The following is a 23,401-nucleotide window of genomic DNA, read 5'->3' on the forward strand; positions in this document are numbered from 1 at the left end:
GTGTCGGAGAATCTATGAGACGCGTACGAAAGTTCCTAGGTGGAAGTCGTTTTCACACCAGGTGGAACTCGGTTGTGCATCAAAACAACGAAGATGAATCTGACTCCCCTTTCCAAACCGTCATTGCCGATAATGCGGATTATGTAAACTTAAGAATTTCAGAAATATATTCCTTTAGAGTTTTTCTTGTGAAGGTCTTCGAAAAAATCTTGAGCTGTGCTGTATTCATGTCGTTTATCATTTTTCTTTCTTTTATCCCGTAATCGGTTGCATTTCCAAGGTGTTACTTTTGTTCGTCAATAATTACTTTTTTTATATAAAAAAATTGTAGATTAAAAAAAAGATTTTGTCTGTTCAGACAACACAAAAGGGTCTATATGATAAAAAAATTTATATCCTATTCTGCATCAATGTTATTAGCATTGACGGCCTGTTCAACGGAAAATACGGTAGCACCCTCAAATGGTCCTGTCAAGGTTGATCAGAACGAGTGTTCGGCGAAGTTGCTTTCGCAGAATTCTGTCGAATTAAAAACTGCGATAGCAAACGCCTTTATCACAACGACAACAGCAAAAATTTTAAAAGGGAATAAAGTAGAGCTTGAAATAACAACCTTATACGATGAATCAGTCCCTGTAGACGAAATCAAAAAAACGTGTACAGAAAATAAAATGGAAGCGGCCGAAAAGAATGCAACCGTAAACTGCACCGATTATTCGATAACGGTCAAATCAACAGAAGTATCCTATCTGAATATTGATCAAACTTTTGCATCAGCACAGCGAGCTTGCAAAGAATTTTCAAAAAAATATTCATCAGTCCCTAATGAGGATCCAAATCCCGGACAAATTGAAAATGACCCACCCACTCCACCTCCATCAACAAAAACGGGAAAGGCCTCTTGTCAAATTCTTGAAGACACCGAAAACAACTTTTCCATGATCGCATCCGTTCCGGACTCTGTCACTCAAACCATAACGGCTTCATTCAACAATGGAATCCAAATAATTAAAGCTGTAGAAGAATTCGATCCAAGTGTTCCTCAAAGTGTAATAGACGCAGAATGTGCTTCGGCGAAAGAAGAAACGGATGATGAGAAGAGTATTCCCCTTCAAGTCTCTTGTGAAGGAAATAAAATCAAGGGATACTTTGAAGCTGTAACTGGTAAAAATATGATGCCATCAGTTGTTCCCTTAATGATTTCTGAATGCAACCAGATCCAGGAAACAGGGATCATCCCGGAAGACTTTTAAAAGAATTTTCACGCTCTGTAAATAAAAAGCCTTTCTTACAATTCTTGTAAATCTTTCATTTGAGGGATACATCTCCCCTACACCGCCCCGCAACCCGCATAGAATAAGGGATTGCGGGCTTTTTTATGTGTTGGAAAAATTTTTGGCACACATTTTGCAAATACGGCTGCGAACAAAAAGAAAAACCTCAAAAAAGGATACAATCATGAAGCTCGTCACAGCTTACATTCAACCAGAACGGCTTAACTTCGTAAAGCAAGCTCTTTACGAAAATAAGATTTACAAGATGTCCGTCACCAACGTACTCGGCTGCGGCCAGCAGAAGGGCTACAATCAACGTTTCCGTGGCGTTGTTACTGAAGTTAATTTGCTCAAGAAAATTTGTCTGAAGATCGCCGTGAATGATGAATTCGTACAGCCTTGTATTGACGCCATCATCAAGGGCGCTCGTACGGGAGAAATCGGCGATGGAAAGATTTTCGTCACATCGCTTGAACAGTGCGTCCGCATCCGCACGGGTGAAACTGGCCCGGAGGCGATTGGTTAATTCGGAATCAGGAATTCGGAATTAGGAATTAAAATTTTCAAAAAGGATTTATACAAATGAACGAAGTAGCAACAGTCGCAACCGTCAACGACGCCATCTTTATGACGGAAAACATTTGGATCATGATTAGCGCCATGTTGGTGTTCATCATGGGTCTTGGATTTGCATGTGTTGAAGCAGGCCTTGTGCGTGCGAAGTGCTCTGCAAACGTCGCTTTCAAAAACATCGCCGTGCCGGCAATCGGTATCACGATGTACGCCTTGCTCGGTTTTGGCCTTATGTACCCGGGCACTTTCAACGGAATTCTCGGTTTCGCAGGCTTCGGCATTGGCGACTGGGCAAATCCGGCAAACTTCACCGCAGCCTACAACGGACACTTTACGTTGTTCACAGACTGGCTGTTCCAGGCAATGTTTGCAGCAACAGCCGCAACGATTGTGTCTGGTGCCGTTGCTGAACGTGTGAAGCTCAACTCCTTCCTCGTCTTCACCATCGCCTACGTGGCCCTTGTCTACCCGGTTGTCGGTAGCTGGACATGGGGCGGCGGCTGGCTCTCCACCTTCGGTGCTCACGGTTTCCACGACCTCGCCGGTTCTACCCTCGTCCACTCTGTGGGTGGCTGGGCAGCTCTCGCTGGCGTGATGATTCTCGGACCGCGTATCGGTAAGTATGTCGGTGGCAAGGTTCACGCTATCCCGGCTCACAACATTCCGCTCGCCACAATCGGTGTGTTCATGCTCTGGTTCGGCTGGTGGGGATTCAACGCCGGTTCTGCTCTTAACGGCGACCCGAAGGCTACTAGCTGGATTCTCGTGACCACGAACCTCGCCGCTGTCGCAGGCATCATCACCGCAACGCTTACAAGCTGGATCGTTTCCAAGAAGCCGGACGCCACCATGGCCCTCAACGGATGCCTTGCAGGTCTCGTCGCTATCACCGCTGGCGCAGACGTAGTCTCCCCGCTTTCTTCCTGGATTATCGGTGCTATCGCTGGTGTGCTCGTCGTCGGTGCAGTCTTCATGTTCGACCGCCTGCACTTGGATGACCCGGTCGGTGCTCTCTCCGTCCACCTTGTAAACGGTGTCTGGGGTACGCTCGCTGTCGGTATCTTCGATATCACCGGTGACTACACGCTTGGCACTCAGGCTGTTGGCGTCCTCGCCTACGCCATCCCGTGCTTCGCTGCTGCTAGCGTCATCTTCCTCGTCATCAAGAAGACCATGGGTCTCCGCGTGACTGAAAAGCAAGAAATGCGCGGCCTTGACCAAGCAGAACACGGTCAAGAAGCTTACAGCGGATTCCAAATCTTCAGCAACATGTAATTTAGTACTTAGTTATTAGTCAATAGTCATTAGTTAATAAAACCGTAACGAAGTTACCAAACCTTAAACTAAAGACCAACAACCAATAACTAAAAACCATAAAGAGTATCTCTGTTGACTAAAGTACCCCGGAACAAATGTTCCGGGGTTTTACGTTTACAAAGAGAATGCCAAATTTTTAAACAGTTTTCGATAAAAAATGCGCCGGGTGTTATAATGCAAAAACATCCCCGCACAGAGGCAGGGATGTCTTTGTAATTGTATTTGTGTATGGCGATCCCGTCCCCATACGCGGATCATGACCACGTAAGAGCTGAAGCTCTAAGTGGTCAAAGAGCACAAGGCCGGGATGACATCGCAAAAGGCGCGGCTCAGAGATTCTCGATTTCTTTGAGCCAGTCCGCAGAAGATGCATCGCTTGGCATTCGCCAGTCGGCTCTTGGCGAGAGCGAAATCGTTCCGACCTTTGGGCCATCCGGAATGCAACTGCGCTTGAATTGCTGCGCAAAAAAGCGCTTCAGGAAAAGCTTGAGAACGCGAACGAGTTCTTCACACGGATATTTCGCCTGAATTGCGGAGCCATCCTCGCCCGCTTTTACACCAAAAGCTTTTTCGGCTAAATAAAGCAATTTGCGAGGCTCTGCTCCATATTTTGTAAAATGGTACAGATAGAAATCGTGGATCTCGTAAGCCCCGAGAATGGATTCCGTTTTTTGAGCAATTTGTCCATTACTGTCCGCAGGCAAAAGCTCTGGTGAAACAGGCGTATCCAAGATGTCTCGGAGAACATCGGCGAGCGCTTTTGCAGAATCTTGGGAATTTGCCGCACTCTCCCCCATCAATTCCTGCACGTGATCGGCGTACCACGCGACAACGTGACGCACAAGCGTCTTGGGAATATCGCAGTTCACAGCGTACATGGACATGTGATCGGCGTTATACGTGCTCCAGCCAAGCGCAATTTCGGAAAGGTCACCCGTTCCAACGACAATACCGCCTTCCTTATTTGCCAAGTCCATCAAGATCTTGGTGCGTTCGCGAGCTTGCACGTTTTCGTACGTCACGTCAAGCTTTGCGGCATCGTGACCGATGTCCTTGAAATGCTGCAAGCAGGAGGGCTTGATATCAATTGTTCGAAGTTCAACGCCCAAAAGTTCTGCCATTGAAACAGCGTTGTTTTTGGTGCGTTTGGTCGTCCCAAATCCAGGCATTGTAATCACGAGGATTTCGTTTAGCGGGCGATTCAGCAGCTTGAACGTTTCTACAACGACAAGCAACGCCAGCGTTGAATCGAGACCACCGCTGAGGCCGAGAACGGCTCGTTTGGCGTATGACGATTCCAGACGCTTGACAAGTCCTGCGCATTGAATATTGAAAATTTCGCGGCAGTTAGAATCGCGATGTGCAATATCGCTTGGAACAAATGGCATCGGCGCAATGTAGCGGTATTTAAGACCTTCCGAGGGCTTAGCAGAATTTTTCGCAACAACAGGAAGTAATGCAAAATTCGCAGCCTTTGCAAAGTATTCTGTAGATTCGAAATCCTGGAAACTACCTTCGCTTAAACGTTGAGCGTTCAAGCGCTGCACATCGATGTCTGCGAAAATGATTTCACTTTTGCGACTGTAATTTTTGCGTTCAGCGAGCATGGATCCGTTTTCGGCAATCATTAAATGACCGCTAAAGACCATGTCGGTTGTCGATTCGTGAACGCCAGCAGATGCATAAACATACGCCGCCATGCAGCGTGCAGACTGGTTCATCACGAGATTACGGCGGTAATCGCCCTTCCCCACAAGCGCATCGCTTGCAGACAAATTTAAAATCACATTAGCGCCAGCTAAAGCAAGTTCTCCGCTAGGCGGAGCCGCAGTCCACAAGTCTTCGCAAAGCTCCACGCCGATGCGAATTTCTTCGCTACCGTTTACCGTAAAGAAGTTTGTTATCGGAACATCGCCCACGCCATCGAATGAATACGTGAGCGGAGCTTTTCCATAGTTTCCACCGGTTTTAACATTGTTTGCACTCAACAAATCGCGACCACTATTGAAATGGCGCTTTTCATAAAATTCACGCTGGTTCGGCAAATGGATTTTGGGCGTAATGCCAATGATCTTTCCGCGTTGCAAAAGGGCGGCGCAATTATAGAGTTTGCCGAACATTCGGAGCGGAAGCCCCACGGCGACAATCATGTCGGAATCGTCAAACGCCTTTGCAATTTTCAAAAGCGAAGCAAACGATTTCTTCAATAAAAGCTCTTGATGGAACAAATCACTACAGGTGTAACCCGTAATGCAGAGTTCAGGGAAAACGACAACTGCGGCCCCTTCGTTTTTGGCGAGGAGACCGCAGCGTATGATTTCATCAGTATTGAATTCCGTATCCGCAACTTTCAAAGTTGGGCACACAGAAGCGATTCTGTAAAAACCGAACATTTTATTTTGTAATCAATCCAAGTTTATTCATTCGATAATTCATCATTCGCGGAGAAATGCCTAGTTCGCGGCCCGCTGCCGAAATATTACCGTCATTGCGCTTGATTGCTTCTGTGATCAATTCCTTTTCGTAATTGCACATCATCACGTCAAGCGGAGCGTGATCGGTAATGATTTTTCCGGTACCCGTGCTTAGGCTTGTCTGCAATGAGGGCGGAAGATTGTAGCTATGGATGCAATCGTCTGTCGCAGTAAGCACTGCGCGTTCAATGCAGTTTTCAAGTTCACGGACATTACCCGGCCAATGATAACTCATCAAAAGGTTAATTGCTGTAGTGGACAAGCGAACAATCTTTTTGCCGTACCTGAGATTCATTTTTTCAATGAAATGCTCGGCAAGCAAAATAATGTCGCTCTGGCGCTTTGCCAAATCCGGCATTGCAATCGGGAAAATATTTAAGCGGTAGAACAAGTCTTCACGGAAGAGCTTCTTTTCCATGAGTTCTTCGAGGTTACGGCTCGTTGCCGCCAAGAAGCGAACATCGGAATGGAACTCTTCGTTGCTGCCGACACGGCTGAATGTGCGTTCTTGCAAAAAGCGCAGCAGCTTGACTTGCGTCTGCATTGTTAAATCGCCAATTTCATCGAGGAACAGCGTTCCGCCATCAGCGATTTCTGCACGGCCCTTGCGCATGTTGATAGCGCCCGTGAACGCGCCTTTTTCGTGACCGAAAAGTTCACTTTCCACAAGATTTTCTGGAAGGGCAGCGCAGTTGAGCGTTACAAACGGCTTATCTTTGCGAGAAGAAAGCTGCACAATTGCACGAGCAATCATCTCTTTACCCGTACCGCTACCACCGCGAATAAGCACAGTCGCATCCGACGGAGCAACTTGACGCACTTGTTCGTACACAATCTGCATTTCGCGGCAGTTGCCAACAAGTTCACTCGGCTTACCGCTGAGCATGTCGCGCAACTTCTGGTTTTCGTCAATCAAGGATTGGCGTTCCACAAGCATTGTCTGGCATTCGCTAGCAGCATCACCCGTGATGTTGGCGATGATTTCCAAAAGCGCAACATCGCGGTCCAGATCCGTTGTCACATCGACAGGGCGGTCTACTGAAAGCGTTCCGATAATTTGTTCATCGTGAATCAGCGGAACGCAGATAAATGCCACCTGGCTATCGTAATTGCGAGCGCCTGTGCGGTTCAAGAATCGAGAATCCTTGCGCAAGTCAGGAATCACGTGACTGCGGCCCGTTTCTGCCACATGCCCTGTGATGCCCTCGCCCACCTGATATTGGCCAAGGCGCTTTTTCTTTTCATCAAGTCCATGCGATGCTTCAATTTTCAAGGTGTTACCGAACAGCAAAGTAAACGTGCCGTTCAGCATTCCCATGTCGGTGTCCAAAATGGTAAGCACATTATCCAGGAGCTTTTCTACGTTTCTCTCATGGATAATGATTGTACTGATCTTTTGAACGACCGCGATTTCTGGACCTATTGGTTGTTTCATAATTTGTAAAATAGTAAATGATTGTTATTTGCTAAAGACCGTTGACCAATAACTAACGACTAAGTTTTACAACTTTTCCTTAATGCGCTTGAGGGCAACTGCTGTCTGGTCCGGATCGCCAAATGCGGTCAGGCGGAAATATCCTTCGCCACACGGACCAAAACCACTACCCGGCGTACCGACGACTTCGCATGTAGCAAGCAGGCGGTCGAAGAAGTCAAACGATTTTTCACCTTCGGGCAACTTCCACCAGATGTAAGGGGCATGTTCGCCACCGAAAACAGTATAACCACATTCCGTCAATCCCTTGCGGATTTTTGCGGCTGTATCCATATAACCGCTGATGACAGCCTTCGTCTGTTCCCAGCCTTCCGGTGTGTAAATGGCTTCTGCCGCGCGCTGCGTCACGTAGCTCACGCCGTTGAACTTGGTGCACTGACGACGGTTCCACATGGCACGGAGCTTTTCAAGTTCGTGCGGAACAATCGTGTATGCACAACGAACGCCCGTAAATCCAGCGGTCTTGCTGAAGCTGCGGAATTCAATCGCGCAAGTACGAGCACCAGGAATTTCATAGATGGAGTGCGGGAGTTTTTCATCGCGGATGTAGCAGTTGTATGCGCCATCGAACAAAATAATTGCACCAGTTTCGTTGGCGTAATCCACAAACTTCTGGAGCGTTTCGCGAGTGAGCACCGTACCGGTCGGGTTATTCGGACTGCAAAGATAAATCAACTGGACAGGATTCTTCGGCAAGTCCGGCTGGAAGTTGTTTTCAGCCGTTGAAGCAAGGTACGTCACTTCGGAGAAATGACCATCAGCTTGCAAAGTCCCTGTACGACCAGCCATCACGTTGCTGTCGAGATACACGGGGTAAACCGGATCCGGGATTGCAATTTTAGCGTCAGCTGAGAAAAGTTCCTGGATGTTGGCGACATCGCACTTGGAACCATCGCTCACAAACACGTCATTCGGATCCATTTCAATGCCGCGCGAAGTGTATTCGCCACGGATAATGGCTTCACGGAGGAAATCATAACCTTGTTCAGGACCGTAACCGCGGAACGTCCACTTGACACCCATTTCGTTTACAGCCTTGTGCATGGCTTCGATTACAGCGGGGATAATCGGAGAAGTCACATCGCCAATGCCCAAGCGGATGATGTCTGCATTTTCGTGAGTGCCCTGGTATTCCTTGATTTTCTTGGCAATCGTTGAAAAAAGGTAACTGCCAGGAAGACGATCGTAATTTGTATTCAGAATATTCATAAACGTGATTTGCGCGGCTTTGCCGCAGTTAATGATTTGAATAATTCAGAATTAGGAAGTAGGAATTAGGAATTGTTTAGTTAGGCGGCTTTGCCGCGATTATTTAAATTCCGAACTCCGCATTCCTAATTAATCAATTACTCCTTTAAAGACTTCTTTCGCGGGGCCGGTCATAAAGACAGGGCCGCCTTCTTCGTGCTTGATGTGGAGCGTTCCGCCATCCAGGACGACATCCGCTTCGAGGCCAATGCGACCTGTGCGCTGTGCAGCAACAAGCGTTGCGCAGCTACCGGTGCCACAAGCCATCGTCACGCCACAACCGCGTTCCCAGACGCGCATGCGAATCGTATTTTCATCGATCACCTGTGCAAATTCAATATTGCAACGGTCAGGGAAAATCTTGTCCACTTCGAGAATGCTTCCCCAGTTTTCAAGCTGGATTTTTTCGATATCGTCTACGAAAATAACGGTATGCGGATTGCCCATCGAAACCGTTACACCTGTAAAATCAAAAGTATCTGCCGTGAGCTTGATCGTTCCCAAGAAATCGCGCGGGAGCCCCATATTTACACAAACACGGCCATCCGGCAGAACGGATGGCTTCACAAGACCGCTTTTGGTATGCAAGACAAAATTGCTATCGTCACTAAGGCCGCGACTTTGAATAAACTTCGCAACGCAACGCGTGGCGTTACCGCACATGGCGGCTTCGGAACCGTCTGCGTTGAAAATACGCATTTCAAACTCGTTGCTTTTTACATTTTCGTTGAGAGGAGTCACGACAACAACCCCGTCAGCACCGATGCCAAAACGTCTATCGCACAGTTCAATCACACGCTGTTCCAGAGCCTTGCCTGGAGTCATGTCGAAAGACTCGCCTGGTTCGACGAGAACGAAATCGTTGCCGAGACCAGTCCATTTTGAAAATTTTAAAGACATAAAATGTAATCCTTTTTACGCTATTCGCGCTCTATGGGCAAAAAACGTGCCAGTTTTACATTTTTAGTAAAAATTGCGATTTTGAGCTAATATCGCCATTTTGACCGTACGAGTCATTTTTCACAAATTGAAATCTTTTACAATTATTGTAAATCACAGCGATTTGTTTTACAATTTATGTAAAACTTAAGAAATTCACGTTAAAAAGCCTTCTTCAAGCAGTTTTTCATGAAAACAGCGTCTGTTTCCAGCATAAAAATGAAATTGTCTGTATATACAAAGAAAATTTTACATCTGAATTAAATTAATTTTTTCTTAAATAAACTATACTTACGTTACTGTGTTAAAAATAATACTAACACCTTCTACAGGAGAAACAAAATAATGGATAACAAAAAAGTCAATCTCAACAACAAGATTAATGTTGTTGAATCTTTAAAAACAGCAGGCAAACGACTTGAAAATGTCGATAAAAAGCCATACCTCAAGGATGGTCCGTACACCAAGTTGAAGCCGTACATCAAGTTCTACCCCTACAAAGAAATCATCATTCCAGTTCCACCTCCGTACAAGAAAATCAACCCGGTTGCAAAGGCTGAACTCAAGCAAAGCGCCTCTTATATCGAATTCGAAGGTGTGCTTGAAAAAGACACGACCTTAAAGCTTGCTGAACTTGGCTGCAAGCTTACGGAAAACAAGATTTCCTTCGAACCGGCTAATAGAGCAGCCGTCGAAAAGGTCCTCAAAATCCGCTAATCTAAATCATAGGTTAAAATAAATTGTTACTGGAATGGCGTAAGGCCATTCCAGTATTTTGAAATATTATTATGATCGAGACTCAAAACCCCATTAAATGGCTACAATTAAAAAACAACAGACAACTAGCAATCAATCCCCAGACAGGAGGATGGTTACTTCTTGACGATGTTTGCAAAGACATTGTACAAAAAATCGAATCTGGCATAGAAACGGAAGCCATATTTAATCAAAGCAACGGAATTTCTCTTGAAGATATTGATAAGTTGAAATATCTTCTGCATACGCATAATTTGCTTGCTCCTAAAACAGATTCAACACAGAACAAGTGCGGTCCCACCTGCGCATTAAAAGAATATCCGACGCTTGCTGTTTTGAAAATCACTCTAGCCTGTAACTTAAAGTGCGTGTACTGCTATTCAAACGCAGGCATTGACCAGTCTTCCCACATGTCACCGGAGACGGCGCACAAAGTCGTAGACGAATATGTCCGATTAAATCCAGGCAAAAGCATATCCGTTGTTTTACATGGTGGAGAACCTTTAATCAATTTCAAGCTGATCAAGGATCTTGTTGAATATTCAAAAAAATACGATAACAAGGTGATTATATCCATTCAGACAAATGCGTCTATGGTCACCGATGAAATTGCAGAATTTATCAAGAACAACAATATCCAAGTCGGCGTAAGTCTCGATGGACCGGCTCCATTCCAAAATACAGCAAGAGTCTTGCAAAATGGCAAAGGGTCTTTGGATCAAACCTTGCGCGGAATCCGTATATTGCAAAAGCACGGAGTCCTCTTTGGCGTATTGGGCGTCATGACAAGCAATGTAGCCGAACACATTGACGAAGTTCTAGACTTTTATCTCGCCAACAACATCTACTCATTTTCATTCATTCCCCTCATGAAAGTTGGACGTGGAGGGAACGACAGCTCTCTATACGTAACAGGAGAGCAGATTTTCAAAGCCTATAAGAAAATATACGAACGAGTCGTCGAAAATAATACTCACAATCAAGAAAAGATACACGAGCGCACGTTGGCGGATATGGCGTCAAGCTTATTTGCAAACGAAAACACGTTTATGTGTTCGCAGATTCCTTGTGGCGCAGGGAAAAACATGCTCGGTTTTTCGAACAACGGTGACATTTATATCTGTGATGATTTCATTGGCGACCCGGATTTCAAAATAGGAAACGTTCACGAAGCGCCCATCGACAAACTGCTTGCGCAAAGCCCAATTATTGCCAAAACGCTCAGCCGTTCGAGAGACAACTTTAAACGCTGCAAGGACTGCGTCTGGAAAAGGCTATGCGGAGGAGTTTGCCATTCTGTTGACCATTACGCCGGAAAAGACGGCGAACTGGAAAACGAAGTTTGCGAATTCAACAAAATGATGTTGCCATTCTTAATTGAAGAGTTTGAAAAGAACCCTCAATTACCGTATCTGCTCAATTTTAATATTCCAAACGAAGATCCAAGAAACATTTTTGTCGCTTTGGACAACGGGAAAGACAAGGATTCCATAGATTTACAGACCTTCTACAGCCTTATGGACATTCACGACGTAAAGCACTACGAAAAGGTCGCAATTTACGGAAAGGATTTTGAGCAGAACAAAGATGTTATGGCAATGATCGACATACTCGATTCCAAGAAGAGCCATAGCACGGTTGTATTGGAAAGTTCCAAGCTCAATTGCCCCGAATACAAGCAATTCATTGATTCAAATGTCGATGAAATCTGGATAAAGCCGTACGCTGACGAAAAAAATATTTCAGTGCAACTAGGTCAAGTAAAAGAACTGCTTCAATATCGCATAAAACAGAATTCCAACTCTTTAATTTCCATTCTTTTGCCAATCAAGGATAATCTTTGGAACGAAGATCTCGCCCACTGGATAAAGGACAACTTGAACCCCACGGACAAGGTTCTTCTTTACGAAGATGGAGACGCAAATCCAAAATCAGTTCTTGAAAAAATACGAAAATTCAATTTGAAAACATTTGTCATTGTAGTGTCTTATTCAGAAGAAACATACAATCAATGCAAAGATATTTTCATGTTTGAAAAGCAAAATATTTTCCTGATCGACAAATCCAACTTAAAAGGCGAAAAAGTCAATTTAAGTAAGGTTATCCTGTCATAAAGGATTTATCAATATGCAACAAAGGCTCACCTAAGGTGAGCCTTTGTTGTTCTGGAGGTGAGGGGAGTCGAACCCCTGTCCAAAATCACGTCCATGTACGTTCCTACAAGTGTTCCCTTCGAATTTAAGATCTCGTCTTATCCACGCCCAAGAAGGTCGGCGCGGAGTTTGACCAGCCTAGTAAATCTCGGGAGATGCCCCCAGGCATGACACTTCCCTATCCCATATTGCGTCCGGACGTACACCCCGATGGGAGCGGAATGAGGCCCGGCGTTGCCGTTAATTAGGCAGCGAGTGCGTAGTTTTCGTCAGCACTTATTTTTTTTCAGACTTTTTAACGAGTTGCCCTCGTCTGAGACCTCGACTTGCAACTAACACTTCGGTAACCCTGTCGAAACCAGAGCACCCCCGTTTATTAGTGGTTGAGTACAAATATAACAAACATCGGGTTAAAATGCAAAGGTTTGTTCAATTTGTGATCTGGTTGAGACCCGTCGATTAAACGCGACATTAAGGAGCGTTTAAGCCTTTGAGAACGCCGTGCGTTCGAAAAGCCCGAAGGGTGAGAATAACGCGAGTAGCGTTATTCGAAGCAAACCAGAGTACCCCCGATTCAACACAAATATATAAAAATCCATCACACTTGGAAAGTGATGAAAAATAATGGTTCCCCTACGCTTCGCTTCGTGGATGACAAGATTCATCTAGAACTTGACTTTATAAATCTGCGGCCAGAGCTTGCCGGTAACCCAGAAATCCTTGCCATCGTAGGCGATGCCGTTCAACACATCCACTCCTGGATGGCTGTCGCGAACCTCCCCTGCTTTTTTCGAGAAATCGATGTAACGCAGGACCTTTCCGCTCGGAAGCTCAATTTCAGCAATCAGATCCGTCTGCCAGATATTCGCATACACGACGTTTCCAACAACTTCAAGCTCGTTCAACAGTTTTATCGAATAACGTCCGTCGCGAACCTTGATAATTCCCGACACAGCAAAACCGCCCGGCGCAATCTGCAGAAGTTCATCAGAACCGTTACTCATCAAAAGCTGGTCATGCCAAAGCGTTAGCCCCCAACCTTCTGTCGGGATTCGAAATTCGCCCTTTTTTTTGAACGGTTTGCGCGAGTATATAAAAGCTTTGTGCGATTTCCATGTGAGGTAGTAAATCTCGTCGCCAAGCACAACGGAGCCTTCACCAAAATAGCGATCCTCGATGCGAGCAGAATCCAAGACTTTTCCGTCTAGCGTACGGCGATACAGACCAGACTTTCCATACTGCCCCGTGGTCTCGATTATTTCCTTGCCGTCAAACGAAAGTCCTTGCGTAAAATGAGACGTTTCGTGCGAAATAGAATCAAGAATCGTAGGCTCCACGCGAGGAGCCTCGGCATTTGCAAAAGACGAGAGAGTAGAGACGAGAGACGAGAGGATAAAGAGACGAGAGAAATTCATATTCCAAAAAATACAAATATTTGATGCCTTCGGCATTCATGGCTACGGCTCAAAAATGGACCTTTTACTAAATTTTCGTTCTTCGAACGCATTTAGTACGGCTCGGACATGTCAAAACAAAAATGTTTTGACGTCTACGACGTCAGTGGCTGCAACTCGAAAATGCAAAAATAAATTTTTGCGCTTTCGAGTTTTGCACACTTTTGCCGCGTCACTCGCCTTTTACTAAATTTGCGCGCATGGGTGAAATTAGAACTCCAGCCAAAGTGAAAATTATTGTTGGCATCCTCGCGAAAGACGCCAAGTCCGTAGAAGCAGTCCGCGAAGTGCTCAAGTCGCGTTTCGGCGAAGAAGACCTGAACCTGGAACCGTTCCCGTTCACGTTTACCAACTACTATAAAGAAGAAATTGGCATGGCACCGGTGCGAGCGTTCTTTAGCTACGAGAATCTCGTTGATCGCGAGACGATTGTCGATATCAAGCTTTGGACAAACGATATTGAACTTGAAATTGCAAAGGAAAACGGGACGCCAGGACTGCGCCCCGTGAATCTTGATCCGGGCTACATGACGCTTGGGCAGTTCTTTTTGGCAACCACCAAGGACCAGCGCCAGCGCGTTTACATGCAGCGCGGGATTTTCGTGGAGCCAACGCTATATTTCCAGGATGGGCACTTCCACGCTTTTGACTGGACTTACCGAGACTACCAAAGCGAAAATTACATCAAGTATCTCGAAGAAGTGCGCAAGCGCCTCGCGTACCAAATGACCACAGGAAGGCCGTATAGTCAAAGAAACAAGAAATAATGGATCCCCTACGCTTCGCTCCGAGGATGACAGATTCCAAGATGACAATACACGAACCACTAATAACCATTGACTAATGACTAAAATATGAAAGCTGGTATTTTTACAATTCTTCTTCTCTGCTGTTCCAACATCTTTATGACGTTCGCTTGGTACGGCAACCTCAAACTCAAGGAAATGCACATCAGCACCGACTGGCCGCTGTTCCTCGTGATTCTAGCCTCGTGGGGCATTGCGCTCCTAGAGTACAGTTTCATGATTCCAGCGAACAACATCGGAAGCCGCATCAACGGCGGGCCTTTTAGCCTGATGCAGCTGAAGATCATTCAGGAAGCAATTTCAATTACGGTGTTCACGACGATTGCTGTGACCGTATTCCATACAGAAACGCTCCAGTGGAACCACATTGTAGCGTTCCTGTTCATCATCGCTGCAGTCTTTTTCGCTTTCCTGAAATAAGAAAAGGTCGCTCAGTTTTTCACTGGCGACCTAAATTTTTCGAATGTTGTCGAGCGTTAGCCAATGTCCTTGATGACCATGATGCCACTGCGTTCGATCTTCGGATACTGGCGCATACCTTCCCCGCCCTTGCCCTTGTCGAGAATGTCAAGCAAAGTGCCGTTTGTCGAATAGAGGTGCAGCTCCCACGGACCGTTCGGGGCATTGAAATAACCAGAATTTTTTTGCACATTGCGCTGGAACGTCCTGTTCAGGCGGTCGGCAACGCTACGGGCATGAACCAGCGATACATCAGCAAGATTCCAGGAAATCGGCACACCGCCCATATCGAAAATCAGCACGGCATCCACGTCGGTTTCTTCCTTCATCGTGAATTTCCAGCTAAAATTCTGCCAGCTTGTGCTCAAGTCGAGAATACGTCCGTTTGCATACGGCGTGTAAGCTTCGCAATCCTTCTTGATGTTCACATTGAGCGTACGCGGCTTGTCAGCTCTTGCGCGCATGCTAAAGATGTAGGTCACGCCCTTGTGGAGAGCGAAATGCTGCTTGAACTGGAGATTCCAGGAATCCTTGCCGCCCTTCTTGATGTCGAAATGCACGACGCCATCCTTGACAGTGACTTCGCCCTTTCCGCCCCAGAAGTCGGTCGTCCAGCCGGAAAGCGGATCTTCGGCATTGAATTCGCCATTTTCAATGATGTTCGCGCCTGTTCCCTGAGAACCGGTCGTGAAATCCTTGTTCTGGATAAAGTTCGGTACCACGCTTGTATTCTGGATACCGAGAGGGCTATCGACAGCGACTTCCTTGCCCCAGCCGATAAGCGTGTTGTAGGAACCGTGAACCGTCATGTCCATTTCCGGACTATCGAAGTTACCCGGACCCCAGCTCCATGCGAGCCAGCCGATATTCAGGCGTTCGCATTCCGACATGATAAACTTGTACGGAATTTCACGGACACCGCCAGCAGCCACCGGCGCAAATTCACCGACGATCAGCGGAATCTTGCGCTTGAGGGATTCTTCAAGCGTAGCCTTGATGCGGTCCTTGACGGTTTCGTAGCCTGTTGCCACCGGATTGTGGCGTTCGGTCGGCCACCACATGTGAATCGAGAAAATCAGGTTGTGTTCTGGGTCGGCCTGCAAAAGCTTCGGCCCTACATTCAACAAGTTCTTTTCGTTCTGGCCCCATTCGTCGGCGTCGATCATAATCGGCACACGTACGCCAGAGGCACGGAGCTTAGTCACGATGATATTATAGGCGTTGAAAAAATCATCGGCAGTCTGCGCCTTGTCGCCCGGTTCGTTACCGATGTTCAAAATCAGGTATTCCTGATGATTGTAAATCATCTGGAGCGTTTCTTCGCGAAGCCAGAATTCGAGAGCGTCACTCAGGCGGTCCCAGTTACCGGTCGTGTCATGAATTTCCGGGATAGGAATCATGCCATTTGCGATACAAAGCGAAATGATATTGTCGAGGTCGCTGATGCGGCCGCGAGTATTCCAAACAATTCTTACACAGTTTGCGCCAGTCTTTGCAATTTCGGGAATGGTCTTACCTTCGCGATCTGTCCAAATAAACATGTGGTTTACACCACGAAGAACAACCTTTTCGTTGTCCTTACTGTACAGAAAAGAATCCTGAACGAAAAAGCCCGGTTTCACAGATGAGCCGTTCATGTCTTTAATTTTCTCCATAAAGTCAATTAATCCATTATAAATATACAACTAAATGTTTTTGTAGAGCCAAATTTTTTTGCATATATAAAAAATTCAGCGCTCAACCATGGACTTTTCAAGCAAAATATGTGCCACAAGGCGGAGGCCTGGTTATTTAATCCTTATGGATGCTGACGCGTTTGACTTGGCAACTTCAGATGGAAGCTGAGACCGCAATACATTCCCGGCGGTTTTTGCCGAAAAGCTGGATAACGAGCGCTCAGGAAGATGCTTCCAGTAACGTACTGGCAGGCAACGTCGAAGGAGGCGCGGGTTAAGCCGCTCCTTGATCGCCATCGTGTCGTAATAGGATTTCCACATGCGTGTAAATTCATCAGGAGGCGCATGAGCAGAAATGTAACTGGGATCAGGAACCGTTACAAAATGCGTCCGGTAATTCTCGTAATAGACGCCAAAGCCTCGCTTGACATCGATAATCGACCATGTGCCGTTCGGATAGCGGCAGCGAAAATGCCCGACAATCATTTCAAGAATGTCGTACTTGGGTTCAATCTCGGCAATGTACATGCCATCGGGAGTTTTGTTGAAACGCACCATTCCGTACATGTTGTCCATTTCGCGACGCACGGAACGCGCAATCGTAATGAGCGGAATCATCTCTAGGCTTGATGGATTGCGGCCGTAGTTCGGGTCTAGCCCTGCAAAAAGCTTTCGCAAGTACGCGAGAATGTTCATCTCGATGTTTGCGTCTTCGGAACGAAAACAGGTTTCAAGTAAGTTCAAGACGTCCTTGCTTGCTGCATTGGTAATGGCCCGCTTCAAGCGTCTAGCAGATTCTTCGGATGTTTCGACATGGAAAGGCTGCGCAAAAAGATCTGACACCGCTTCGTGTTCTGCTTCGTACGTGCGTTCGGCGACAAAGCAAGAAACATCGAGATGTTGGCGGTATATCTCGAAAACGGCACTCAAGAAGCCTTCGAAAGTAGAATCGTAATGAATTGCGAGGGACATATTTTAGTAGGAAGTAGGCGGTAGGAAGTAGGCAGTTGAAGTTAAAGAATGTTGGTTGATTGAGGCTAGGACTTTACTGGATCCTTCACGCATTCGCGTTCAGGATGACGATGTGTGGGAAAGTTGTACGACTCTTGATTGAGGTTGCGCTTTTGGTTGTGCTTTGGTTGGTGCGGGGAGTGCGGCAGGCATGGAATCGAACAGGTCGAGCTGATCGTTCTTGGGTTTCCCTGCAATGAGCAAAGGGCGAATCATCTCGGGATAAAGCTTGTGGAGTTCACGCGGTACATCGCTGTCGTAAATGAAGTATTTCGCGCGCTTGAGCACCACCCCCATTTTCTTTAAATGTTCGAGCCTAATTCTGGAATAGCGCCTGCCGCTTACAATGAGCTGCGCGGACCTCACGCCAATGCCGGGCACACGCAAAATCATCTCGTAGTCAGCAGTCTGCAAGTCCACAGGGAAACATTCCGGATGGCGGAGCGCCCACATCACTTTCGGATCCAGATCTGGATCCAGGAATGGATTTTTCTCGTCGAGAATCTCGTTGTACTCGAACTTGTAAAAGCGCATGAGCCAGTCGGCCTGATAAAGCCTATGCTCGCGTAGAAGCGGCGGTTTCGTGGTAATTACAGGCAAGCGCTTGTCCGCATTTATGGGGACATACCCCGAGAAATAAACACGCTTCATTTGCTGCTGCTTGTAAAACCCAGCCGAGAGCGTCAAAATCTGGAAGTCAGTCTCCCCTGACGCTCCGACAATCATCTGCGTACTTTGCCCTGCCGGCAAGAACTTCGGAGAATACCTGGACTTGTCCGTTTTGTATTCAAGCTTGCGTTCCGCCAAGAAATTCATCGGGCGGTAAATGGAGGCGAAATTCTTTTCGGGTGCGAGGTATTGCAACTGCTTGTCCGAAGGAATTTCGATATTCACGCTGCTGCGGTCAGCATAAAGCCCCGCCTCAAACAAAAGTCTCGAACTTGCGTCTGGAATCGCCTTCAAGTGAATGTAACCGCCAAAATGGTGCACTAAACGTAATTCTTTAGCCACCTTAATTAACAGTTCCATCGTGTAATCGGGTGTGCCAATCACGGCTGAACTCAGAAAAAGCCCTTCAATGTAATTACGGCGGTAAAACTCAAGCGTGAGGTTGATGAGTTCCTTCGGTGTAAAAGTCGCTCGCGGAATGTCGTTACTGCGACGGTTCACGCAATAGGCGCAATCGTACTTGCAGGCGTTACTGAACAAAACCTTCAATAGCGAAATGCAGCGACCATCGGCGCTCCATGTGTGGCAAATGCCCGAGCTGTGCCCGCACCCCATTCCGCCTTTTGGCGAATTGCGCTTGGAGCCGCTCGACGAGCACGAAACATCGTACTTGGCGGCATCACCTAGAATGTTCAGTTTATCGCGTATATCCATTTTCGCCCATCGTTTTAACGATACACTTGTTTACTTGCCTTTTTGTTCACTAAATATAATATTAACTGCACAAAAAAGCAAGCACAAAAAGAAAAAGTAGAGTTGCGTGGCGCAATTAATTTGATTTTACATTTTCTGTATATTTACAGCCGTTTTTCCAAAATTTGGAAAAAATCGTTTTTTGTAAAGAGGGATAGAAATGCGTAAATTACACATTTTACGCATAAAACCACTCAAATTCCATATTGGCACGCTTTTTGCAAATAGGGCAGCGAAAAACAAAAAACAATAAGGAGTTTGCCAAATGAGCAACGCATATAGATTAAAAGCAATCAAGGAAATCGCGAGCGAAGCCGCCGGCGCAAACATGGCCGCAGCCCCCGCAAACATCGACTTTTATGGTGAAGACGTATTCAACGCCGACGCCATGCGCACCTACCTGCCGAAAGACATCTGCAAAAAGCTTTTCGCAACCATCGACGACGGCGCACCGCTCGATCCGAGCATCGCTGGCGAAGTTGCACACGGCATGAAAAAGTGGGCCCTTGATCGTGGCGCTACTCACTTTACTCACTGGTTCCAGCCTCTTACCGGTTCCACCGCCGAAAAGCACGATTCATTCTTGGAACCCGAAGGCGACAAGGCAATTCTCGCTTTCAGCGGCAAGAACTTGATCGTCGGCGAACCGGACGCTTCTTCTTTTCCGAGCGGCGGTCTCCGTTCTACATTCGAAGCACGTGGTTACACTGCTTGGGATCCGACCTCTCCGGCATTCATCAAGCGTCACGGCAATGGCGCAACGCTTTGCATCCCGACTGCTTTCTGTAGCTACACTGGTGAAGCTCTCGACAAGAAGACTCCGCTTCTCCGTTCTATCCAGGCTTTGCAGAAATCTGCTGACCGTCTCATGGGCCTCTTCGGTGTCGCTCCGCAGAAGGTCACCGTCACCCTCGGTGCCGAACAGGAATACTTCCTTGTCGATAAGCGCTTCTACCTCCAGCGCCCGGACCTTTACCAGGCTGGTCGCACCTTGTTCGGTGCAGCTCCGGCAAAGCACCAGCAGATGGAAGACCACTACTTCGGTAGCATCCCGTCCCGCATTTTGAACTTCATGAACGATGTGGAAAAGGAACTCTGGAAGCTCGGTATTCCAGCTAAGACCCGCCACAATGAAGTCGCTCCGGCTCAGTTCGAACTTGCTCCGATGTTCGAAGAAGTGAACCTCGCTTGCGACCACAACATGCAGATTATGGAAGTCCTCCGTCAGGTTGCTGACCGCCATGGACTTGTCTGCCTCCTCCACGAAAAACCGTTTGCTGGCATCAACGGTTCTGGTAAGCACAACAACTGGTCTGTGAACTACGGTAAGACTAACCTCTTGAATCCGGGCAAGGACCCGCACCAGAACGCCATCTTCCTCACCACGCTCTGCGCTGTGATTTACGCTGTCGATACTCACGCTGACCTGCTCCGCATGGCTGTGGCAAGCGCTGGTAACGACCACCGCCTTGGCGCAAACGAAGCTCCTCCGGCAATCATTTCCATGTACCTCGGCGACCAGCTTGCTGATGTTGTCGACCAGCTCGAAAAGGGAGATCCGAAGTCCAGCAAGCAGGCTGGCGCTCTCAAGCTCGGTTCCGATACTCTCCCGCCGCTCCCGCGTGACGCTACGGACCGTAACCGTACTTCTCCGTTCGCATTCACTGGCAACAAGTTCGAATTCCGTGCACCGGGTTCTAGCCAGAGCTGCTCTGAACCGAACGTTATCCTCAACACGATCGTTGCAGAAGCATTCGACATCATTGCAGACAAGCTTGCTAACGTTCCTGCAGACAAGTTCCACGAAGAACTCCAGAACCTTCTCCAGAAGATTGTCAAGGAACACAAGCGCGTTATCTTCAACGGCAACGGTTACACGGACGAATGGGTTGAAGAAGCTGCAAAGCGCGGTCTCCCGAATACCCGCACCACCATGGAAGCCCTCCAGGCACTTACCAAGAAAGAAAACGTCGCCCTCTTCGAAAAGTACGGCGTGTTCAACAAGCGCGAACTCGATTCCCGCTACGAAGTCAACATGGAAGACTACCACAAGAAGATTCACATCGAAGGTGAAATCGCTCGCGACATGGCCAAGGACATCATTCTCCCGCAGGCCATCGAAGCTTACTCCGCTGCTCTCAAGGCAAACGAAATGGCTTTGAACCAGGGCTTCCCGGCCCTCGATACTTACGCCAAGTCTCTTGGTGAAGGCGTCAAGAAGCTCCTCGCCGCTATCGAAGTGATGGAAAAGGCTCTCGCCTCCAAGCACGAAGATATCTTGAACGGCATGCTAGACCTCCGCTTGGTTGTGGACTCTCTCGAAAAGATTGTTCCGGACGAAAAGTGGCCGCTTCCGAAATATCGCGAGATGCTTTTCATTTACTAGTTGAAATGCGCGGCACTCGTAAAACGATTTAAGCACATCAAAACCGAAGACAAAATCACTCGCCGAAAGGCGGGTGATTTTTACATTAATTGTAATTAAAACCATGATATTTACAATTTTTGTAAAATCCCAAAAACTTCAACTTCTTAAATTTTTGCAAATTTCGCTGTTTTTAATTTTTGGCACACCTTTTGCTAATAGCCACAAAAGAATTACAATTTGTGTAAATTAGGAAAATTAAAATGGCATTACAGCATAGATACAACGGCAAAACAAAGTTTATTATCGTCACCGGAGGCGTCATCTCCGGACTCGGCAAAGGGGTAGCAGCAGCGTCCATCGGGGCGCTGCTTTCTGCTAGAATGAAGGTGGTTCCGGTCAAGTGCGATGGTTACCTGAACACGGACCCGGGCACGATGAACCCGACCGAACATGGTGAAGTCTTTGTTTTGGATGACGGTGGCGAATGCGACATGGACTTCGGCCACTATGAACGCTTTTTGAACGTGACCGCCAAGAAAGATTGGAGCCTCACGATGGGCCGCATTTTCAAGATGATTCTCGAAAAGGAACGTCGCGGCGACTATCTTGGCCATACGGTGCAGTTCATTCCGCATGTGACTGACCTTATCAAGGAACAGTTTTACAGAATTGCGAACCAAGAAAAAGCCGATGTGCTGTTGATTGAAATCGGCGGTACCGTAGGCGACCTCGAAAACCAGTTTTACATCGAAGCCGCTCGCCAGTTGAGTCACGAAGTTGGCGACCACAATGCAATTTTTGTACACCTCACCTACGTCCCGATTCCGTCTGGCGTGAACGAACAGAAGTCCAAGCCCACACAGATGTCTGTGCGTGATTTGAACAAGCTCGGCATTTACCCGGAAATCGTTATCGGTCGTTGCGAAGAATATATCAAGCCGCACCTCAAGGCAAAAATCGGCTTGTTCTGCAACTTGCCGGCAGACCACATCATTTCGGGCATTGACGTGAAGCACGTTTACGAATGCCCGCTCGTTTACGATGCCGAAGGCATTCCTGAGATTCTTTCCAAGACGCTTGGCATTTACGCACCGCCGAAACTCGATCAGTGGAGCAAACTCGTGGACGCCCTCAAGCGCAATTCTGTGAACCCGCGCAAGACGCTTACCGTTGCCATTTGCGGTAAGTACCTCGCCCTCGAAGATTCTTACGCATCCGTCGTCGAAGCAATTACACATGCCTCCGCCCATTTGGATTTGCATGCCAACATCCGCTGGGTCGATACGGAAAAAATTGAAAATGGTACCGTTTCTGTCGAAACCGCACTCAAGGGAATCGACGCCGTCATCGTTCCAGGCGGTTTCGGTAGCCGCGGTATCGAAGGCAAGATCCAGGTCATCCGCTACGTGCGTGAAAACAAGATTCCGTTCCTCGGCATTTGCTACGGCATGCAGCTCTCCGTCGTGGAATTTGCGCGCCATGTCTGCGGCATGCAGGGCGCAGGCACCATCGAAATGGAAAGCGAAACGAACCACGTCGAAGTTCCGGTCATTGCGTTCCTCCCTGGCCAGGAACACATCAAGGACTTGGGCGCCACGATGCGCCTTGGCGGTCACGACGTTGTCATCAAGGAAGGAAGCCTTGCGGCCCAGGTTTACGGTTCAACCGCCATCCGCGAACGCTTCCGCCACCGCTACGAAGTGAACCCGCAATACGTCGCACAGATTGAACAGGGCGACCCGACGGGCGCGAACCAGCAAAAGCTCATTTTCTCCGGCAAGGCTGCAAACGAAGACATCATGCAGATCATGGAACTCACGGACCACCCCTACTTTATGGCCTGCCAGTTCCACCCTGAACTGAAGTCCTCGCTGATCCACCCGGCCCCGCTCTTCCTTGGACTTTTGAAGGCCGCCGACGAGAAAAAATAAAAGCTAGGCAAGTGACGTACTTGCCTGACCATAGCGCTAAGGAGA

18 protein-coding genes and 1 other RNA gene are annotated in these 23,401 nt (G+C 47.4%); 10 read left to right on the forward strand and 9 right to left on the reverse strand.

The window, feature by feature from the left end; all coding sequences use genetic code 11:
* From ACJMM9_RS16085 to ACJMM9_RS16100, 4 genes are all read left to right on the forward strand, one after another.
* Positions 1-263 (forward strand): hypothetical protein (locus ACJMM9_RS16085; protein ID WP_405329235.1); only part of this gene is annotated, 263 nt, incomplete at its 5' end.
* A 114-nt stretch (positions 264-377) separates the two neighbouring features.
* Positions 378-1,253, forward strand: coding sequence for a hypothetical protein (locus ACJMM9_RS16090; protein WP_405329238.1), 876 nt, complete (start codon positions 378-380; stop codon positions 1,251-1,253).
* A 205-nt stretch (positions 1,254-1,458) separates the two neighbouring features.
* The gene (locus tag ACJMM9_RS16095; RefSeq protein WP_173466659.1) at positions 1,459-1,800 is read left to right on the forward strand and encodes a P-II family nitrogen regulator; all 342 of its coding nucleotides are present in this window, start codon (positions 1,459-1,461) and stop codon (positions 1,798-1,800) included.
* Positions 1,801-1,856: 56 nt separating this feature from the next.
* Positions 1,857-3,122 carry an ammonium transporter gene (locus ACJMM9_RS16100; RefSeq protein ID WP_405329241.1) on the forward strand — a complete coding sequence of 422 codons (1,266 nt, stop codon included), beginning with the start codon at positions 1,857-1,859 and terminating at the stop codon, positions 3,120-3,122.
* Positions 3,123-3,493: 371 nt separating this feature from the next.
* Here the strand turns inward: ACJMM9_RS16100 and ACJMM9_RS16105 are convergent, their stop codons facing one another.
* The 4 genes from ACJMM9_RS16105 to dapF all read right to left on the reverse strand — a co-directional run bounded on the left by ACJMM9_RS16105 (position 3,494) and on the right by dapF (position 9,281).
* Positions 3,494-5,557, reverse strand: coding sequence for an NAD(+) synthase (locus tag ACJMM9_RS16105; protein WP_405329243.1), 2,064 nt, complete (start codon positions 5,555-5,557; stop codon positions 3,494-3,496).
* A 1-nt stretch (position 5,558) separates the two neighbouring features.
* The gene (locus tag ACJMM9_RS16110) at positions 5,559-7,073 is read right to left on the reverse strand and encodes a sigma 54-interacting transcriptional regulator (RefSeq protein WP_405329246.1); all 1,515 of its coding nucleotides are present in this window, start codon (positions 7,071-7,073) and stop codon (positions 5,559-5,561) included.
* A 66-nt stretch (positions 7,074-7,139) separates the two neighbouring features.
* On the reverse strand, positions 7,140-8,342 hold the full coding sequence (locus ACJMM9_RS16115) for an LL-diaminopimelate aminotransferase (protein ID WP_405329249.1): 1,203 nt from the start codon (positions 8,340-8,342) through the stop codon (positions 7,140-7,142).
* 129 nt (positions 8,343-8,471) lie between these two features.
* A complete protein-coding gene (dapF, locus tag ACJMM9_RS16120; RefSeq protein WP_405329252.1) occupies positions 8,472-9,281 on the reverse strand; it encodes a diaminopimelate epimerase in 810 nt (269 codons plus the stop codon).
* Positions 9,282-9,665: 384 nt separating this feature from the next.
* On the opposite strand from dapF, the gene ACJMM9_RS16125 reads away from it, so the two are divergent.
* Positions 9,666-10,037 (forward strand): hypothetical protein, encoded by a 372-nt coding sequence (locus ACJMM9_RS16125; RefSeq protein ID WP_405329255.1) that lies wholly within the window; start codon positions 9,666-9,668, stop codon positions 10,035-10,037.
* 71 nt (positions 10,038-10,108) lie between these two features.
* Positions 10,109-12,190 carry a radical SAM protein gene (locus ACJMM9_RS16130; protein ID WP_405329257.1) on the forward strand — a complete coding sequence of 694 codons (2,082 nt, stop codon included), beginning with the start codon at positions 10,109-10,111 and terminating at the stop codon, positions 12,188-12,190.
* Positions 12,191-12,239: 49 nt separating this feature from the next.
* On the opposite strand, the gene ssrA is transcribed toward ACJMM9_RS16130, so the two are convergent.
* Positions 12,240-12,600: a transfer-messenger RNA gene (gene ssrA, locus ACJMM9_RS16135) on the reverse strand.
* 294 nt (positions 12,601-12,894) lie between these two features.
* On the reverse strand, positions 12,895-13,644 hold the full coding sequence (locus tag ACJMM9_RS16140; protein ID WP_405329260.1) for a glutaminyl-peptide cyclotransferase: 750 nt from the start codon (positions 13,642-13,644) through the stop codon (positions 12,895-12,897).
* A 239-nt stretch (positions 13,645-13,883) separates the two neighbouring features.
* Here ACJMM9_RS16140 and ACJMM9_RS16145 point away from each other — a divergent pair, with 239 nt between their 5' ends.
* Together ACJMM9_RS16145 and ACJMM9_RS16150 are read left to right on the forward strand one after the other, a co-directional pair.
* Positions 13,884-14,450, forward strand: a complete 567-nt coding sequence (locus ACJMM9_RS16145) for a DUF4416 family protein (protein ID WP_405329263.1) — start codon at positions 13,884-13,886, stop codon at positions 14,448-14,450.
* 87 nt (positions 14,451-14,537) lie between these two features.
* Positions 14,538-14,909 carry a DMT family protein gene (locus ACJMM9_RS16150; RefSeq protein WP_088639719.1) on the forward strand — a complete coding sequence of 124 codons (372 nt, stop codon included), beginning with the start codon at positions 14,538-14,540 and terminating at the stop codon, positions 14,907-14,909.
* A 56-nt stretch (positions 14,910-14,965) separates the two neighbouring features.
* On the opposite strand, the gene ACJMM9_RS16155 is transcribed toward ACJMM9_RS16150, so the two are convergent.
* The 3 genes from ACJMM9_RS16155 to ACJMM9_RS16165 form a co-directional block, all read right to left on the reverse strand.
* Entirely contained in the window at positions 14,966-16,603 is a 1,638-nt protein-coding gene (locus tag ACJMM9_RS16155; protein WP_405329266.1) for a cellulase family glycosylhydrolase, read from the reverse strand.
* Between the two features lie 132 nt (positions 16,604-16,735).
* A complete protein-coding gene (locus tag ACJMM9_RS16160) occupies positions 16,736-17,596 on the reverse strand; it encodes a TIGR03915 family putative DNA repair protein (protein WP_405329269.1) in 861 nt (286 codons plus the stop codon).
* A 99-nt stretch (positions 17,597-17,695) separates the two neighbouring features.
* Positions 17,696-19,018, reverse strand: a complete 1,323-nt coding sequence (locus ACJMM9_RS16165) for a putative DNA modification/repair radical SAM protein (protein WP_405329271.1) — start codon at positions 19,016-19,018, stop codon at positions 17,696-17,698.
* A 304-nt stretch (positions 19,019-19,322) separates the two neighbouring features.
* On the opposite strand from ACJMM9_RS16165, the gene ACJMM9_RS16170 reads away from it, so the two are divergent.
* Both ACJMM9_RS16170 and pyrG read left to right on the forward strand, forming a co-directional pair.
* Entirely contained in the window at positions 19,323-21,443 is a 2,121-nt protein-coding gene (locus ACJMM9_RS16170; protein WP_405329273.1) for a glutamine synthetase III, read from the forward strand.
* A 242-nt stretch (positions 21,444-21,685) separates the two neighbouring features.
* Positions 21,686-23,356, forward strand: coding sequence for a glutamine hydrolyzing CTP synthase (gene pyrG / locus ACJMM9_RS16175; RefSeq protein WP_088639714.1), 1,671 nt, complete (start codon positions 21,686-21,688; stop codon positions 23,354-23,356).
* The last annotated feature ends 45 nt before the right edge of the window (positions 23,357-23,401 follow it).

It is taken from the genome of Fibrobacter sp., from assembly GCF_045112255.1.
Lineage (GTDB): Bacteria > Fibrobacterota > Fibrobacteria > Fibrobacterales > Fibrobacteraceae > Fibrobacter.